Origin of the sequence: Pseudomonas sp. KNUC1026 (genome assembly GCF_021650705.1) — a bacterium.
In the GTDB taxonomy this organism is placed as follows: domain Bacteria; phylum Pseudomonadota; class Gammaproteobacteria; order Pseudomonadales; family Pseudomonadaceae; genus Aquipseudomonas.
Genome location: NZ_CP087138.1, coordinates 4,183,682 through 4,200,476, shown reverse-complemented (window position 1 = coordinate 4,200,476; position 16,795 = coordinate 4,183,682). Strand labels below are relative to the sequence as shown.

Annotated in this window: 13 protein-coding genes, 1 tRNA gene and 1 pseudogene; 13 read left to right on the top strand and 2 right to left on the bottom strand. The window is 63.6% G+C overall.

Translation table 11 applies throughout. The features are described 5' to 3' along the window. Positions 1-37 precede the first annotated feature (37 nt). A complete protein-coding gene (locus tag LN139_RS19805; protein ID WP_236355824.1) occupies positions 38-424 on the top strand; it encodes a YgiW/YdeI family stress tolerance OB fold protein in 387 nt (128 codons plus the stop codon). Positions 425-427: 3 nt separating this feature from the next. Here the strand turns inward: LN139_RS19805 and queG are convergent, their stop codons facing one another. Beyond that, positions 428-1,501 carry a tRNA epoxyqueuosine(34) reductase QueG gene (queG, locus tag LN139_RS19800; protein ID WP_236355823.1) on the bottom strand — a complete coding sequence of 358 codons (1,074 nt, stop codon included), beginning with the start codon at positions 1,499-1,501 and terminating at the stop codon, positions 428-430. Between the two features lie 65 nt (positions 1,502-1,566). On the opposite strand from queG, the gene LN139_RS19795 reads away from it, so the two are divergent. The 12 genes and pseudogenes from LN139_RS19795 (at position 1,567) to LN139_RS19735 (ending at position 16,578) form a co-directional block, all read left to right on the top strand. Next, complete coding sequence (locus LN139_RS19795; RefSeq protein WP_236355822.1) at positions 1,567-3,063, top strand: NAD(P)H-hydrate dehydratase; 1,497 nt, start codon at positions 1,567-1,569, stop codon at positions 3,061-3,063. Next, entirely contained in the window at positions 3,051-3,521 is a 471-nt protein-coding gene (gene tsaE / locus LN139_RS19790) for a tRNA (adenosine(37)-N6)-threonylcarbamoyltransferase complex ATPase subunit type 1 TsaE (RefSeq protein ID WP_236355821.1), read from the top strand. Before LN139_RS19795 ends, tsaE begins: the two co-directional genes overlap by 13 nt. A gap of 13 nt (positions 3,522-3,534) precedes the next feature. Further along, entirely contained in the window at positions 3,535-4,950 is a 1,416-nt protein-coding gene (locus tag LN139_RS19785) for an N-acetylmuramoyl-L-alanine amidase (protein WP_236355815.1), read from the top strand. Further along, positions 4,950-6,839 (top strand): annotated as a pseudogene (gene mutL / locus LN139_RS24975) (DNA mismatch repair endonuclease MutL). Before LN139_RS19785 ends, mutL begins: the two are co-directional and overlap by 1 nt. A gap of 1 nt (position 6,840) precedes the next feature. Further along, positions 6,841-7,812: a tRNA (adenosine(37)-N6)-dimethylallyltransferase MiaA gene (gene miaA, locus LN139_RS19770; RefSeq protein ID WP_236355811.1), complete on the top strand. Its 972-nt coding sequence runs from the start codon at positions 6,841-6,843 to the stop codon at positions 7,810-7,812. A gap of 92 nt (positions 7,813-7,904) precedes the next feature. Then, complete coding sequence (hfq, locus tag LN139_RS19765; RefSeq protein WP_236355809.1) at positions 7,905-8,165, top strand: RNA chaperone Hfq; 261 nt, start codon at positions 7,905-7,907, stop codon at positions 8,163-8,165. 20 nt (positions 8,166-8,185) lie between these two features. Next, positions 8,186-9,487: a ribosome rescue GTPase HflX gene (hflX, locus tag LN139_RS19760; RefSeq protein WP_236355802.1), complete on the top strand. Its 1,302-nt coding sequence runs from the start codon at positions 8,186-8,188 to the stop codon at positions 9,485-9,487. Positions 9,488-9,584: 97 nt separating this feature from the next. Then, positions 9,585-10,769, top strand: a complete 1,185-nt coding sequence (hflK, locus tag LN139_RS19755) for an FtsH protease activity modulator HflK (protein WP_236355799.1) — start codon at positions 9,585-9,587, stop codon at positions 10,767-10,769. Then, positions 10,769-11,638 (top strand): protease modulator HflC, encoded by an 870-nt coding sequence (hflC, locus tag LN139_RS19750; RefSeq protein ID WP_236355789.1) that lies wholly within the window; start codon positions 10,769-10,771, stop codon positions 11,636-11,638. Before hflK ends, hflC begins: the two co-directional genes overlap by 1 nt. A 260-nt stretch (positions 11,639-11,898) precedes the next feature. Next, on the top strand, positions 11,899-13,080 hold the full coding sequence (locus LN139_RS19745) for an ATP phosphoribosyltransferase regulatory subunit (RefSeq protein WP_236355787.1): 1,182 nt from the start codon (positions 11,899-11,901) through the stop codon (positions 13,078-13,080). A gap of 57 nt (positions 13,081-13,137) precedes the next feature. After that, on the top strand, positions 13,138-14,430 hold the full coding sequence (locus LN139_RS19740) for an adenylosuccinate synthase (RefSeq protein WP_236355785.1): 1,293 nt from the start codon (positions 13,138-13,140) through the stop codon (positions 14,428-14,430). Positions 14,431-14,643: 213 nt separating this feature from the next. Further along, positions 14,644-16,578 (top strand): methyl-accepting chemotaxis protein, encoded by a 1,935-nt coding sequence (locus LN139_RS19735; RefSeq protein ID WP_236355783.1) that lies wholly within the window; start codon positions 14,644-14,646, stop codon positions 16,576-16,578. A 44-nt stretch (positions 16,579-16,622) separates the two neighbouring features. Here the strand turns inward: LN139_RS19735 and LN139_RS19730 are convergent. Then, a tRNA-Leu gene (locus tag LN139_RS19730) sits at positions 16,623-16,709 on the bottom strand. Between the last annotated feature and the right edge of the window lie 86 nt (positions 16,710-16,795).

Here is a 16,795-nt window from a genome sequence, read left to right as displayed (position 1 = left end):
GGATCCACCCATCGACACTCACTACGAGGCTTTAACCATGAAACCACGTCATCTGCTGTTCTGCCTGCTGCCCCTGGTCGCGGGCGCCGCCCATGCCCAGAATGCCGGCAACTACACCGGCCCGAACTCCGCCGCTGGCGGCTACACCGGCCCTAACGCTGGCAACATCACAACGGTCGCCGCTGCGCAAAACGCACCGGATGATGCACCGGTGGTGCTGGTGGGGCAGGTGATCCAGAAGGTCAAAGGCGACACCTACGAGTTTCGCGACAGCACCGGCAGCATTCATGCTGAAATCGACCACGACAAATGGCCTGCCGGTGTGGCGGTGAACGAGAAGACTCGCGTACGCCTCTACGGTGAAGTCGACAAAGAAATGACCAGCCGTGAAATCGATGTCGACCGGGTCGAAGTGGTCAACTGAACGTTAAACCTCGATCTCCAGGCCATGCCGAGCCATGGCCCATTGGACGTGTTCACGGACCAGTTCAGAAGGGTGGTGCTGGCGGGCCTTGAGGGCCTCCAGCACAGGCACGCTGGACGGCGCGTTGCCCAGCCCGACCGCAATGTTGCGCAAAAACCTTTCATAGCCGGCCCGGCGAATGGGCGAGCCTTCCGTCCGGGTGAGGAAGGTTTCTTCATCCCAGCGGAACAGGCTGGCCAACTCGCTGTTGTCCAGGCCGTGGCGCGGTTTGAAGTCAGCCTCGCCCGAAGGGCGCGCGAAGCGATTCCAGGGGCAGACGATCTGGCAATCGTCACAGCCGAACACCCGGTTGCCGATCAGCGGGCGTAACTCAAGCGGAATGGCGTTTTTCAGTTCGATGGTCAGGTACGAGATGCAGCGCCGGGCATCGAGCTGATAGGGGCCTGCGAAGGCATTGGTGGGGCAGATGTCCAGGCATGCCTGGCAGCGGCCGCAGTGCTCGCTGGCGTGAGGCTCGTCCACGGGCAGTGGCAAGTCGACGAACAACTCGGCCAGGAAGAAATAGCTGCCTGCCTTGCGATTGAGCACCAGGGTGTTCTTGCCGATCCAGCCCAGCCCGGCCTGCTCGGCGATGGCTTTTTCCAGCACCGGCGCGCTGTCGACGAAGGCACGGTAGCCGAACGGGCCGATGTGCTGCTGGACGCGTTCGGCCAGCTGCGTGGCGCGCTTGCGGATCAGCTTGTGATAATCGCGGCCCAGCGCGTAGCGCGAGATGTAGGCCTTTTCCGGTTGGGCCAGGCGCTGCGCCATCTCGCTGTCGCCGGGCAGGTAATCCATGCGCAACGACACCACCCGCAGGGTGCCCGGCAATAGCTCATCGGGCCGATAGCGCTTGCTGCCGTGCGCTGCCATGTAATCCATTTCGCCGTGGTAGCCTGCCTCCAGCCAACGCTGCAAGTGCGCCTGATGCTCGCCCAGCTCCACCCCGCTGATGCCGGCTTGTTGAAAGCCGAGCTCGCGCGCCCAGGCCTTGATCTGGGCAGCCAGTTCGGAAAGATCGTCGACGGAGCGGGGCATGGGGCAGGCAATCGGCTGAGCGGAGGTATAATTCTGCCAGACATCTCGCCAAAGGTTGAAACCCGGTGCCCACCCACTGCGAACTTCCCGACCTGCTGTACACCGCTGAACAGGTCCGCGACCTCGATGCCCGCCTTATTGCCGCAGGCACTCCCGGCCTTGAACTGATGCAGCGCGCCGCCAGTGCAGCCTGGCGCGCGCTGCGCCGCCGTTGGCCGGTGAGCCGCCCGGTCACGGTATTAGCCGGGCATGGCAACAACGCAGGCGATGGTTATCTGATTGCCAGCCTCGCCCAGCGCGCCGGCTGGAACGTTCGGTTGTTGATCGTGGGTGACCCGGCGCGGCTGCGTGGCGATGCTGCACAGGCCTATGCCATGGCTCAGGCCGATGGCGTTCCCATGCACGCCTGGCATGCCGACGCAGTGCTCGAGGGTGTGCTGGTCGATGCGCTGCTCGGCACGGGCCTGAAGGGCGATGTTCGCGAGCCTTATGTGGATGTCATCCAGGCCATCAATGACAGCGAGCTGCCGGTGCTGGCTGTGGACCTGCCCTCGGGCCTGTGCGCTGATACCGGGCGAGTGCTGGGTGTGGCAGTCAGAGCGAACCTTACGGTCACGTTCATCGCCTTGAAGCTGGGCTTGTTCACGGGTGACGGCCTGGCCTGCGCGGGCGATCTGGTATTCGACGACCTGCAGGCCGATACGGCGTTGGTCGCTGCCCAGCCTGCCAGCGCGCAGCGTTTGGCGGCGGGCAACCTGCGCCGCCTGGCCCCCCGCTCGCCAGTTGCCCACAAAGGCCAGTTCGGCCGCGTGCTGGCCATTGGCGGCGACCACGGTACCGGGGGCGCCAGCCTGATGAGCGCGGAAATGGCGCTGCGCGCTGGTGCCGGCATGGTCAGCCTGGCGACCCGCCCCGAGCATGTGGGCCCGGCGCTTGTGCGTTTGCCGGAAGTGATGGCGGCGGGGGTAGAGTCCGCCAACCAACTGCTGGCACTGGTGAAAGCGGCCTCGGTGCTGGTTGTCGGCCCAGGCATGGGGCAGGGGGCGTGGGGCCGCGGTCTGCTTTCGGTAGCGGCCTCGGCTGGCCTGCCCCAGGTGTGGGACGCCGACGCACTCAACCTGTTGGCCAGTCACGGCCTGGCGGTGCCTGCAGGCAGCGTGATAACGCCCCATCCGGGTGAAGCTGCCAGGTTACTCGGTATCTCGACCGCAGAAGTCCAGGCCGACCGCCCTGCAGCGGTCCAGGCCTTGGCCAAACGCTACGCTTGCGTCGTAGTGCTCAAGGGTTCCGGCAGTCTGGTAGCTGAACCCGGTGGCCGGCTGGCGTTGTGCAACCATGGCCATCCGGCGATGGCCACTGCCGGGTTGGGGGATGTACTGGCCGGGCTGATCGGCGCGCTGATGGCCCAGCACATGGCACCATTCCATGCGGCGTCCCTGGGCGTATGGCTGCATGCCCGTGCCGGCCAGGCACTGGGTAGCACCGGGCGCGGACTGGCGGCGACCGACCTGATCCCGATGATTCGTCAATTGCTGGAAGAGTACGCACCATGCAAGAAGTAACCCTTTACCTCGAAGGCGAAGACGCCATGGCCGCCTTCGGCGCTCGCTTGGGGCTGCTCACCGGCGGGGAGGGCACGCTGTTTCTCAATGGCGACCTGGGGATGGGCAAAACAACCCTCTCGCGCGGCATGATTCGGGGCCTCGGCCACCACGGGCCGGTCAAGAGCCCAACCTTCACGCTGGTAGAGCCGTACGAGATCGGCTCGGTACGGGTTTTCCATTTTGACCTGTACCGCCTGGCCGACCCCGAAGAGCTCGAATACATGGGCATCCGCGATTATTTCGAGGGCGCAGCACTGTGCTTGGTCGAATGGCCCGAAAAAGGCCACGGCTTTTTGCCAAAACCCGACATGGTCATTAACATAAGCGCCCAAACGCCGGGGCGTTCGCTGCAATTGGCGCCTTGTAGCGCCGTCGGCGAAGCATGGGCCGCCGAGCTGGCAACCGAATTCATGTAGGGGTGGGGTAAATATGCGCATTCGCGCACTGGTCGCGGGGCTGCTGTTAGCGGTGTTCGCGGCCCAGGCCTGGGGTGTTTCCCAGGTCAAGAGCATGCGCCTGTGGCGCGCCCCGGATAATACCCGCCTGGTCTTCGACCTGTCTGGCCCGGTTCAGCACAGCGTGTTCACGCTCACCTCGCCTGACCGCCTGGTGATCGATATCAATGGCGCCACCATGGCCGCGCCGATCAACGTGGCGACTGCCAACACGCCTATCACCAGCGTGCGCACTGCTCAGCGCACGCCCACAGACCTGCGTGTGGTCGTCGACCTCAAGAAGTCGGTAACGCCCAAGAGCTTCATGCTCGCGCCCAACCAGCAGTATGGCAACCGCCTGGTGGTCGACCTCTACGATCAGGCCTCCGATGCTGCCGAAGCCAGCGCGCCGACGCCGCCGCCAGCAGTGGCCACCACGCCTGCGCTGCCTGTCACGCCCGCCCGGCCAGACATCAAGCTGTCGCCTGCTCCCAGCGGCAAGCGCGACATCATCGTCGCAATCGACGCCGGCCATGGCGGTGAAGACCCTGGTGCCTCCGGTGGCCGCGGCCAGCATGAGAAGGACATCACCTTGCAGATCGCCCGCGAAGTGCAGCGGCAGATAAACGAAGAGAAGGGTTTCCGCGCCGAACTGACCCGCTCGGGCGACTACTTCATTCCGCTGCGTGGGCGCACCGAGATCGCACGCAAGAAAGGCGCCGACCTGTTCGTGTCCATTCATGCTGACGCCGCGCCGTCGTCCGCCGCCTTTGGTGCCTCCGTGTTCGCCTTGTCCGACCGTGGCGCCACCTCCGAGACCGCGCGCTGGCTGGCCGATACCGAGAACCGCTCCGACCTGATCGGCGGTGCGGGCAATGTCAGCCTCGACGATAAGGACCGCATGCTCGCCGGTGTGTTGCTCGACCTCTCCATGACCGCCACGCTCACCAGCAGCCTGAACGTCGGCCAGAAGGTCCTCAACAACATTGGCCGGGTGACTTCACTGCACAAAGGGCGTGTCGAACAGGCCGGCTTCATGGTGCTCAAGTCGCCTGACATCCCGTCGATCCTGGTCGAAACCGGGTTCATCTCCAACGCCGCAGAAGCCGCAAAATTGCAGAGCCCGGCGCATCAGCAGGCGCTGGCGCGGTCGATTCGGGCGGGCGTCAAGGCGTTCTTCGAGCAGAACCCGCCACCCGGCACCTACATCGCCTGGCTCAGGGATCAGGGCAAGATCGCCGCCACTTCGCGGGATCACCGGGTCGAGCCGGGCGACAGCCTTGCAATGCTGGCGGTGCGATATAACGTGCCGATCGAGGCACTGCGCAGCAGCAATGGGCTCAAAAGCGACGAACTCAAGGCCGGGCAGATGCTGACCATCCCGCCGGCGACTACAGTGGCGGCCCAATGATGAGCGATACCGGACGCATCGAGCTGCTCAGCCCGCGCCTGGCCAACCAGATCGCTGCGGGTGAGGTGGTCGAGCGCCCGGCATCGGTGGTCAAGGAATTGCTGGAGAACAGCCTCGACTCCGGCGCCACGCGCATCGATGTGGATGTGGAGCAGGGCGGTGTAAAACTGCTGCGTGTTCGCGACGACGGCCGCGGTATCGAAGCCGACGACCTGCCACTGGCTCTCGAGCGCCACGCCACCAGCAAGATCCGCGACCTGGAAGACCTCGAGCGGGTGATGAGCATGGGCTTTCGGGGTGAGGCTCTGGCGTCGATCAGTTCGGTGGCCAGGCTCACGCTCACCTCGCGCACCGCCCAGGCCGAGCAGGCGTGGCAAGTGGAAACCGAGGGCCGCGAGATGACACCGCGCGTGCAGCCGGCAGCGCATCCGGTGGGTACCTCGGTCGAGGTCTGCGACCTGTTTTCAACACGCCGGCCCGGCGCAAGTTTCTCAAGGCCGAGAAACCGAGTTCGATCACCTGCAGGAAGTCATCAAGCGCCTGGCGCTTGCGCGCTTCGACGTGGCCTTTCACCTGCGCCATAACGGCAAGGCTGTGCTGGCGCTGCATGCTGCGCATGACGAGGCTGCTCAGGCGAGGCGCGTTGGCGCGATTTGCGGCGCCGGCTTTCTCGAACAGGCGATGCCGATCGAGGTTGAGCGTAACGGCCTGCGGCTGTGGGGCTGGGTTGGCCTGCCGACCTTTTCGCGTAGCCAGGCCGACATGCAGTACTTTTTCGTCAACGGCCGCGCAGTGCGCGACAAACTGGTCGCCCATGCCGTGCGCCAGGCTTATCGTGACGTGCTCTTCAATGGTCGCCACCCGACATTCGTGCTGTTCCTTGAGGTCGACCCGGTCGCGGTGGACGTCAACGTTCACCCCACCAAGCATGAAGTGCGGTTCCGTGATGGCCGCATGGTGCACGACTTTCTCTATGGCACCCTGCACCGGTCGCTAGCCGACGTGCGGCCGGAGGATCACCTGGCCCAGGCCGATCCCGCGCAACCGCAGGCCGCACGCCCCGGTGGCGCTCAGGCGGGGAGTTCGGCCCGCAGGGTGAGATGAGCCTGGCGGGCAACCTCATGGAGCCCAGCCCGGCAGCTCGGCAAAGCTTCTCCGGCGGTGGCAGCGGCTACGGATTCAATCCGCGGCCCAGCCCAGGCCAGGTGCTTCCGGCGGCAGAGGCCGAGGGTGTCTATAAAACCTTTTTCGCGCCGCTGCCTGGTAACGCCTCCTCGCCTGCACTGCCGGCCAGTGACAGTGACATCCCGCCTCTGGGCTATGCCCTGGCGCAGCTCAAAGGCATCTATATCCTCGCTGAAAACGCTCAAGGCCTGGTGCTGGTGGACATGCATGCCGCCCATGAGCGTACTACCTATGAGCGCCTGAAGGTGGCCATGGCCAGCGAGGGGCTGAGCGGGCAGCCGCTGCTGGTGCCTGAAACCCTGGCAGTAAGCCAGCGCGAGGCCGACTGCGCCGAGGAACATGCGGCGTGGTTCTTGCGCCTGGGCTTCGAGCTGCAGCGGCTAGGGCCTGAGACCCTGGCGATTCGCCAGATACCCGCGTTGCTTCGCCAGGCCGAAGCCAATCGCCTTGTGTTCGACGTGCTCACCGACCTGATGGAGTACGGCAGCAGTGATCGCATCCAGGCACACCTGAACGAGCTGCTCGGCACCATGGCCTGCCACGGCTCGGTGCGCGCCAATCGGCGCCTCACGGTGCCTGAAATGAACGCCTTGCTGCGCGACATGGAAATCACCGAGCGCAGCGGCCAGTGCAACCACGGCCGGCCGACCTGGACCCAGATGGGCCTGGACGACCTCGACAAACTGTTCCTGCGCGGCCGCTGAGATGGCTCAACTTCCTCCCGCCATCTTCCTGATGGGGCCGACGGCGTCCGGTAAGACTGACCTGGCGATCGAACTGTCGCAGGTGCTGCCGTGTGAGTTGGTCAGCGTCGACTCGGCTCTGGTTTATCGCGGCATGAACATTGGCACCGCCAAGCCCGCGGCCGAAGTGCTGGCGCACCATCCGCACCGGCTGGTCGATATCCTCGACCCTTCGCAGCCCTACAGCGCTGCCGAGTTTCGTCGCGATGCACTGGAGGCAATGGCCGATATCAGCGGGCGCGGCAAGATACCGCTGCTGGTGGGCGGCACGATGCTCTACTTCAAGGCGCTTTGCGAAGGCCTGGCCGACATGCCCAGCGCCGACGCCGCCATACGCCAGGCGTTGGAGGCCGAGGCAGCCAGCGAAGGGTTGCACGCCCTGCATGCGCAGTTGGCGGCTATCGACCCGGTGTCTGCGGCGCGTATCCACCCCAATGATCCACAGCGCTTGATCCGGGCGCTTGAGGTTTACCGCGTCAGCGGCCTGAGCATGACCGAACTTCGCGCCCGGCAATTGGCCGAAAGTCGCGAAACAGGCGCCTCACCGGGCGCACAATTGCCCTATACTGTCGCCCACTTGGCGATCGCCCCGCAGGACCGTGCGGTGTTGCATCGGCGCATCGCCCAGCGTTTCGACCAGATGCTCGAGCAAGGTTTCGTCGATGAAGTCATCGCCTTGCGCGAGCGGGGCGACCTGAATCCGAACCTGCCCTCCATTCGTGCGGTGGGTTACCGGCAAGTCTGGGAACATCTTGACGGCGCGTTGTCGTATGAACAGATGCGCGAGCGAGGCGTTATCGCCACGCGGCAACTGGCCAAGCGGCAATTCACCTGGCTGCGTAGCTGGCAGGGCCTTCACTGGCTCGATAGCCTGGCTTGCGACAATCTGACGCAGTCCTTGAAATACCTCGGGTCAATCTCCATATTGGGCTGAGTTCCGCAATTGCCGTCTATCTTTGGAAGAGGCACGGCAGGCGCCATTATTTTCGACGTTTTTTACTATTGATCCTTAAAGGAGTGCGGCACATGTCAAAAGGGCATTCGCTACAAGACCCTTACTTGAACACATTGAGAAAAGAGAAGGTCAGCGTCTCGATCTATCTCGTCAACGGCATCAAGCTGCAAGGCTCCATCGAGTCGTTCGATCAGTTCGTTATCCTGCTCAAGAACACCGTCAGCCAGATGGTCTACAAGCACGCGATCTCCACTGTCGTGCCTTCCCGCCCGATCCGCCTGCCCAGCGCCGGTGAGTCGGACAGCGCCGACGCCGAGCCTGGCAACGCGTAATCCTGCTTTAGGAGCCTGCTTTGTTCTTTGAGCGCCACGGAGGTGGTGAACGAGCCATTCTCGTTCACCTGGAAGGTCAAGACCCTGAGGCGCGCGAAGACCCGCAGGAGTTCCAGGACCTGGTGTCTTCGGCCGGTGCTGAAACGGTGGCCTTCGTCAACGTTTCCAGGCACCAGCCGACCGCCAAGTTCCTGATCGGGAGCGGCAAGGTCGAGGAGCTTCACGACCTCGTCCATTCCGAGAAGGCCGATCTGGTCATCTTCAACCACACCCTTACCCCGAGCCAGGAACGCAACCTGGAGCGGGCGTTCGAGTGCCGTGTGATCGACCGTACCGGCCTGATCCTCGATATTTTCGCCCAGCGTGCTCGCACCCACGAGGGCAAGCTGCAAGTAGAGCTTGCCCAGCTCGAGCACATGAGCACGCGGCTGGTCCGCGGTTGGACTCACCTTGAGCGGCAAAAGGGCGGTATCGGCATGCGCGGGCCGGGTGAAACCCAGCTCGAAACCGACCGCCGCCTGCTGCGAGTACGCCTGCGTCAGATCAAGGCCCGCCTCGAGAAGGTACGCAGCCAGCGTGAGCAGGCCCGCCGTGGCCGGCGCCGTGCCGATATTCCCTCGGTTTCGCTGGTGGGCTATACCAACGCTGGCAAGTCCACACTGTTCAATGCCGTTACGCAGGCCCATGTGTACGCGGCCGATCAGTTGTTCGCCACCCTCGATCCAACCCTGCGCCGGCTGGAACTGGCCGACCTGGGCCCGATCGTGCTGGCCGACACCGTAGGCTTCATCCGCCACCTGCCACACAAGCTGGTCGAGGCGTTCCGCGCCACGCTGGAAGAATCCAGCAACTCCGACCTGCTGGTTCACGTGATCGATGCCCATGAGCCGGAGCGGCAGGCGCAGATCGAGCAGGTACTGGCGGTGCTGGGTGAAATCGGTGCCAAGGACCTGCCGATCCTGGAGGTCTACAACAAGGTCGACCTGCTTGAGAACGTCGAGCCGCAGATTCAGCGCGGCGAAGATGGCAAGCCTCAGCGTGTATGGCTGTCGGCGCGTGACAGCAAGGGCCTCGAGCTACTGGAGCAGGCAATCGCCGAATTGCTCGCCGAGGACTTGTTCGTGGCTACGCTACGCTTGCCGCAGCAGCTGGGGCGCTTGCGTGCTCAGTTCTTCGCCATGGGCGCGGTGCAAAGCGAGGGGCATGACGAGGCAGGGCAAAGCCTGCTGGCGGTTCGCATCCCTCGCGCCGAGCTCAACCGTCTTGTCAGCCGCGAGGGGATGGAGCCCGACGCCTTCGTAGAGCAACACACTTTGCAATAAAAGCTTTTCGCCGCCATTTGGTGAGCGGCGTGGGCATTCTGTAGCATTGGCCGACGCGCCAGCGGGTGCGTCTTTGCTTTATCAGATGGAGAGCGCTATGGCTTGGAATGAGCCGGGTGGCAATTCGAACAACCAGGACCCTTGGGGCGGCCGCCGCGGCAACAACGGTGGTGGCGGCGATCGCAAGGGGCCGCCGGACCTGGACGAAGCCTTCCGCAAATTGCAGGACAGCCTGAACGGCCTGTTCGGCGGTGGGAAAAAACGCAGCGGCGGTAGCGGCGGCGGTGGTTCATCCAGCGGTGGTGGTTTCGGCCTGCTCGGCATCGGCCTGGCGGTGCTCGCCGCTATCTGGCTGTACAGTGCCATTTACGTCGTCGACGAACAGGAACAGGCAGTGATCCTGCGCCTGGGCAAGTACTACGAAACCGAAGGTGCGGGCCTGCACATCTATTTCCCGCCGTTCGACCGCAAGTACATGGAAAACGTCACACGTGAGCGTGCGTACACCAAGCAGGGCCAGATGCTCACCGAAGACGAGAACATCGTCGAGGTGCCGCTGACCGTGCAGTACCGCATTACCAACCTGCGTGACTTCGTGCTCAACGTCGACCAGCCGGAAGTCAGCCTGCAGCACGCGACCGACAGCGCCCTGCGCCATGTGGTGGGTTCTACCGCGATGGATCAGGTGCTGACCGAAGGCCGCGAGCAGATGGCCGGTGAAATCAAGGAGCGCCTGCAGAAGTTCCTCGACACCTACCGCACCGGCATCACCGTGACTCAGGTGAACGTGCAAAGCGCGGCCGCACCTCGTGAGGTGCAGGAAGCCTTTGACGACGTGATCCGCGCTCGCGAAGACGAACAGCGTTCGCGCAACCAGGCCGAGACCTATGCCAACGGCGTAGTGCCTGAAGCTCGAGGCCAGGCGCAGCGCATCATCGAAGACGCCAACGGTTACCGCGACGAAGTGGTAGCTCGTGCCAAGGGTGAGGCCGATCGTTTCAGCAAGCTGCTCGGCGAGTACCGCAAGGCACCTGAAGTCACCCGTGAGCGTCTCTATCTGGAGACCATGCAGGAGGTGTACAGCAACACCAGCAAGGTCATGGTCAATGGCGACAAGGGGCAGAACCTGCTCTATCTGCCGCTCGACAAGATGATCGAGAAGTCGCGCGCGCCTTCGGCTTCGTCCTCGAGCCCCGCGTCGGGCAACTCGGCGGATGCTGCGGCACGTACTGCCACCGACCAGCAACAGCAGCGTGATCTGCGTACCCGGGAGAGCCGCTGATGGGCAATAAATCCATAATCGGCCTGGTCGTCGCCATCGTGCTCGCGATCGTGGCCTGGAACAGCTTCTACATCGTGCTGGAGACCGAGCGGGCCGTGTTGCTTCAGTTCGGCCGGGTCGTGCAGCCCAACGTCGAGCCGGGCCTGCACGTGAAAGTGCCGGTGATCAACCAGGTGCGCAAGTTCGACGCACGCCTGATGACCCTCGATGCGCCTACCCAGCGGTTCTTGACGCTGGAGAAGAAGGCCGTGATGGTCGATGCGTACGCAAAGTGGCGGGTCAAGGATGCGGAGCGTTTCTACACCGCCACCTCCGGCATGAAGCAGATCGCCGATGAGCGCCTGGCTCGTCGCCTTGAATCCGGGCTGCGTGACCAGTTCGGCAAGCGCACCCTGCATGAGGTGGTGTCCGGGGAGCGCGATGCGCTGATGAACGACATTACTCAGTCGCTCAATCGTATGGCGGGCTCCGAGCTGGGTATTGAAGTGCTGGACGTTCGCGTCAAGGCTATCGACCTGCCCAAGGAAGTGAATCGCAGCGTGTTCGAGCGTATGAGCACCGAACGTGAGCGCGAAGCACGTGAGCATCGCGCCAAGGGTAACGAACTGGCCGAAGGCATCCGTGCCGACGCTGACCGCCAGCGCCGTGTGCTCTTGGCCGAGGCCTATCGTGAGTCCGAGGAAGTGCGCGGTGATGGCGATGCACAGTCCGCAGCGATCTATGCCAAGGCTTACTCGCAGGACCCTGAATTCTACGGTTTCTATCGTAGCTTGCAGGCCTACCGCGACAGCTTCACCAGCAAGAGCGATGTACTGGTCCTGGATCCGAAGAGCGAATTCTTCCGCTACATGGAAAAGGCCAAGCCCTGATATGAGCGTCCGCCGGGCGGCCAAGCCGCCTGGCGGGGTGCCCGTTGGGCAAAACGTGTGTATGATGCGGCAGCCGGGAAATTCCCGGCTTTTTTGCGTCTGCGGGTTTGCGTGCTCCTCGAGGCCGCCTAAACCCATGAACAATCGAGGATGCGGGCTCAGGGCCTGGCTGCGATCAAGCTGCCGGGGGCCGTGGCCTGCGTCTGCTTCCGTGAGGGCCAGGCTCAGCGCTGGCCGCCCGAGACAAGGGGATTGGCGTCATGGCAACGGTAGACCGCTGGCTACTGCCGGATGGGATCGAAGAAATACTGCCACCTGAGGCAGCGCGTATCGAGATCGCGCGCCGCAAGGTGCTGGACCTGTTTCAGAACTGGGGCTATGAATTCGTCGTCACTCCCCATATCGAGTACCTGGAGTCGCTGCTCAGTGCGGCTTCCGATGATCTCGACCTGCGCACGTTCAAGGTAGTGGACCCTCTCTCCGGCCGGCAGATGGGCTTTCGGGCCGACATCACGCCACAGGTCGCGCGCATCGACGCTCATTCGCTGCGGCGCAAGGGCCCAAGCCGCTTGTGCTACGCCGGCAGTGTGTTGCATGCCAAGCCACGAGCGCTTTCCACCTCGCGCAGCCCGATCCAGCTGGGTGCAGAACTCTACGGCGACGCCAGCACCAGCAGCGATGTCGAAGTCATCAGCCTGATGCTGGCTATGCTGGAGTTGTGGCAGGTGCCGGATATCCATATGGACCTCGGCCATGTCGGCATCTACCGCGGCCTGGCTCGGGCCGCTGGGCTGTCGGGTGATGCGGAACAGCAGCTGTTCGACGCCTTGCAGCGCAAGGCGCTGGATGAGGTGGTCGAGCTGACTGCCAATCTGCCGGCAGAGCTTGCGACCATGCTGCGTGCACTGGTGGGCCTGTGCGGTGGCCGTGAGGTGCTGGGCGAGGCGCGCCAGGTGCTGGCGCGCGCGCCGGCACCGGTGCTGGCTGCCCTGGATGAATTGCTCGATATCGCCGAGCGCCTGGCGGCACGCTTTCCAGAGCTGCCGCTGTATTTCGACCTGGGCGAGCTGCGCGGCTATCACTATCACACCGGTGTGGTGTTCGCTGCGTTCGTACCCAGCGCCGGAGGCTCCATTGCCCAAGGCGGCCGCTACGATGATATCGGTGCGGATTTCGGCCGGGCGCGCCCGGCGACCGGTTTTTCCACCGACCTGCGCACCCTGGTAACGCTGGGCAACGTGGAAGTCGAATTGCCGGCGGGTGGCATCTGGGCTCCTGAAGCGGGCGATGCCACTTTGTGGCAAGCGGTACGCCGCCTGCGCGAGCAAGGGCTGCGCGTGGTGCAAGCGTTGCCAGGCCAGCCGCTCAACGCGGCGCACGAGGCCGGCTGCGACCGCCAACTGGTTTTGCAAGACGGGCAATGGCAAGCCGCCGCCCTTTGATCGAAAGTTTTCCGCCGGCCACGCCGGCAACCGTTTGCGCGAATGAGGACAAGTGTTATGGGTAAGAATGTCGTCGTCCTGGGCACCCAGTGGGGTGATGAGGGCAAGGGCAAGATCGTCGATCTGCTGACCGAACATGCTGCCGCCGTGGTGCGCTACCAAGGGGGCCACAACGCTGGCCACACCCTGGTGATCAAGGGCGAGAAAACCGTTCTGCACCTGATCCCTTCCGGCATCCTGCGTGAAGGCGTCAAATGCCTGATCGGTAATGGCGTGGTGGTCGCCCCCGACGCGCTGCTGCGCGAGATCACCAAGCTCGAAGAAAAAGGCGTTCCGGTGCGCGAGCGCCTGCGTATCAGCCCGGCCTGCCCGCTGATCCTGCAGTACCACGTCGCCCTCGACCAGGCGCGTGAAAAGGCCCGTGGCGAGCACAAGATCGGCACTACCGGCCGCGGCATCGGCCCAGCCTACGAAGACAAGGTCGCGCGCCGCGGCCTGCGTGTGGGCGACCTGTTCCATCGCGAGCGTTTTGCCGCCAAGCTCGGCGAGCTGCTGGACTACCACAACTTCGTGCTGGTCAATTACTACAAGGAAGAGCCAATCGACTTCCAGGCTACCCTCGATCAGTGCATGGCCTATGCCGACGAGCTCGAGCCGATGATGCAGGACGTCACCGCCGAACTGCACGCGCTGCGCAAAGCCGGTAAGGACATCATGTTCGAAGGCGCCCAGGGCTCGCTGCTGGACATCGACCACGGCACCTACCCCTTCGTCACCAGCTCCAACACCACCGCCGGCGGCATCTCCACCGGTTCCGGTTTTGGCCCGATGTACCTGGATTACATCCTCGGCATTACCAAGGCCTACACCACCCGGGTCGGCTCTGGCCCGTTCCCGACCGAGCTGTTCGATGACACTGGCGCCTACCTTGCCAAGCGCGGCCATGAGTTCGGCGCCACCACCGGCCGTGCCCGCCGTTGCGGCTGGTTCGATGCCGTCATTCTGCGCCGCGCCATCGAGATCAACAGCATTTCCGGCCTGTGCCTGACCAAGCTCGACGTGCTCGACGGCCTCGAAACCATCCGCATCTGCGTTGGCTACAAGAACGAAGCAGGCGATGTGATCGAGGCGCCTACCGACGCCGACAGCTACATTGGCCTGGTGCCGGTCTACGAAGAAATGCCGGGCTGGAGCGAGAACACCGTGGGCGCCAAGTCCCTCGATGTACTGCCAGCCAATGCCGTCGCCTACATCAAGCGCCTGGAAGAGTTGGTCGGTGCCCCGATCGACATCATCTCCACCGGCCCCGACCGCGACGAAACCATCGTGCTGCGCCACCCCTTCAACTAGGAGCTACGAGTTACGAGCTACAAGCAGCAAGTAAGAGCAAGATCTGCTTCGTCTTGAAGCTTGCAGCTACAAGCTCGTGGCTGACAAAGGGCCCCTCCGGGGCCCTTTGTCTTTCTGGCGCCAAAATAGCTGCAACGGCACGGTGTTTGCTGTATAGATCTCTGAACAAGAAATAGCCATTACTTTGATGGCATGCAAGCAGAGGATCTCACCGTGTCGGCCGTTCTCTCGTTATTGCGCAGCCGCTTGCTGCTGCCCGTCTTCATTGCGTTGGGGCTTGCCCTTTTGGTGCAGGTGATTGTGGCTGTTGCGCTGACACGGAGCACGGTAGGTGCTCTGGAACAGGACTTGGGCCAGCGCATGGGTGCAGACAGCCAGCAGCTTGCCAGCGAGCTCGACAGTGCGAGCCGCGAAGTCACCAGTGGCCTGGATGAGCTTTCGGCCTCTACACGCAAGACGCTTGCTGCCGGGCTGTCGAGCCGCCTACAGGACGAGCAGAAAAAATTGCGTGAGACGCTTGAGCAGAATCTCAAGGATTCCGCCAATGATATGGCGCTGCTGCTGGCCTCGGTAGCGCCCAGGGCGATCTGGGACAACGACATTCCGACGCTTTCCGAATTCGCCCGCCGCGCGCAGCGCAATCCCGATGTGTTGTTCGTGATCTACGATGACGCCCAGGGCGAGCACCTCACGCGCTATCTGAACCGCGAAAACCCGATCGTCCAGCGCCTGGTGGCGAACGGCCAAGGCGAGCGGGCGATGGACAAGGCGCTGGACTCCGCACCCAAGGATGCCGGCGTGTATTACACCGAACAGTCGATCAACCCCAATGGCGTAGAGATCGGCAAGATACGCATGGCGGTGTCTACTGCTTCCGTCGATACGCAGCTGGCCGCTCTCGACCAGCGCTTCAATACACTGATTTCCAGTAGTGATCGCCTGGTAGGTGAGAGTGTGGCGGGCGCGGCTGCGCAGAGCGGCAAAGTGCTGCGGGACCGGCTACAGGCGGCGCAAGGCGCAGCCGAGAAGATGCAGGCCAATACACACAGCGCCGTATCGGAAGCCGCCGAAACTCTCCGTTGGCGCATTGGTGCGGGCCTGGCTGTAGTGGGTGTGCTGGTGTTGCTGGTGGTGGCGGTGGTGCTGGGGCGTCGGGTACTGAGCAAATTGCGGTTGCTGATTACCGCGCTCGATGACCTGGCAGCCGGGGAGGGCGACCTGACCCGACGCGTCAGTATCGACAGCCGCGATGAAATCGGCGAAATGGCAGGGTCGGTCAATCGCTTCATCGACAAGCTGCAGCCCATCGTGCGCGAGGCGGGAGAGGTGGCCCAGCGCACCGGCGTGGAGATCAACGCAATGGCGCAGCGCAGTGCAGGTGCCGGGCAAGCCGCTGCTCGCCAGCGCGACGAAGTGGCGGCGAGCCTGGATGCGCTCTCTACGATGGCCGACGAGGCTCAAGCGGAAAGCCAGGCCATGCGCGCGGCGTTGGCCCAGGTGGCTGAGATTCGCCAGGCAACCGATGAAACGACCCGAGCCTCAAACCAGGTGGGCACGTTGATCGAAGCCTTGGCGGGCCAGGTTCAGACTGGTTCGCGGGTGATCGAGCGGTTGGCCGATCAGAGCCAGCAAATCGAAGTGGTGCTGGAGGTGATTCACGGCATCGCCGAGCAGACCAACCTGCTGGCCCTCAACGCGGCGATCGAAGCGGCCCGCGCCGGCGAAACCGGACGCGGTTTCGCGGTAGTCGCCGATGAGGTGCGCGCGCTGGCGAGCAAAACCCAAAGCTCCACTGGCGATATCCAAGCGCATATCGTGGCTCTGCAGGCTGGCGCCAAAGAGGCAGTTACCGCCATCGGCCAGGCCGGCCGGCAGGCCAGTGAAGGCTTGTTGGTACTGCGTGACAGCGCCCGCCTGCAGCAAACGGTACAGGCCTCGGTGCAGGAAATTCATGCAGCTATCGGGCTGGCTACGAAGGCATCCGAGCATCAGGCGGAGGGCGCACACGCGGTCAAGAGCCGGGTGGAGGTGATTCACGCCCAGGCTGAGCGCTCGGCGCAGGCGGTGATGGAGACCACTGCCAGTAGCCAGGTTCTGGATGGGCTGGCTGCGCAGCTCAAGGCGAGCCTGGGGCAGTTCAAGGCCTGAAACGAAAAAACCCGCTCAGTGAGCGGGTTTTTTGTATTCGAAATTGGTGCCCAGGAGAAGACTCGAACTTCCACGACCGTAAGGTCACCAGCACCTGAAGCTGGCGTGTCTACCAATTTCACCACCTGGGCAATGGCGCGCACTATACGGGGCGCTTTGGGGGCTGTAAAGCCCTTGCTGCAAAAAATATTTCTGAAAGCCAGATACGACAAAGCCC

Coding starts and splice junctions, on each gene's coding strand:
- LN139_RS19805 (WP_236355824.1), top strand. CDS start 38: ATGAAACCACGTCATCTGCTGTTCTGCCTGCTGCCCCTGGTCGCGGGC.
- queG (WP_236355823.1), bottom strand. CDS start 1,501: ATGCCCCGCTCCGTCGACGATCTTTCCGAACTGGCTGCCCAGATCAAG.
- tsaE (WP_236355821.1), top strand. CDS start 3,051: ATGCAAGAAGTAACCCTTTACCTCGAAGGCGAAGACGCCATGGCCGCC.
- LN139_RS19785 (WP_236355815.1), top strand. CDS start 3,535: ATGCGCATTCGCGCACTGGTCGCGGGGCTGCTGTTAGCGGTGTTCGCG.
- miaA (WP_236355811.1), top strand. CDS start 6,841: ATGGCTCAACTTCCTCCCGCCATCTTCCTGATGGGGCCGACGGCGTCC.
- hfq (WP_236355809.1), top strand. CDS start 7,905: ATGTCAAAAGGGCATTCGCTACAAGACCCTTACTTGAACACATTGAGA.
- hflK (WP_236355799.1), top strand. CDS start 9,585: ATGGCTTGGAATGAGCCGGGTGGCAATTCGAACAACCAGGACCCTTGG.
- hflC (WP_236355789.1), top strand. CDS start 10,769: ATGGGCAATAAATCCATAATCGGCCTGGTCGTCGCCATCGTGCTCGCG.
- LN139_RS19745 (WP_236355787.1), top strand. CDS start 11,899: ATGGCAACGGTAGACCGCTGGCTACTGCCGGATGGGATCGAAGAAATA.
- LN139_RS19740 (WP_236355785.1), top strand. CDS start 13,138: ATGGGTAAGAATGTCGTCGTCCTGGGCACCCAGTGGGGTGATGAGGGC.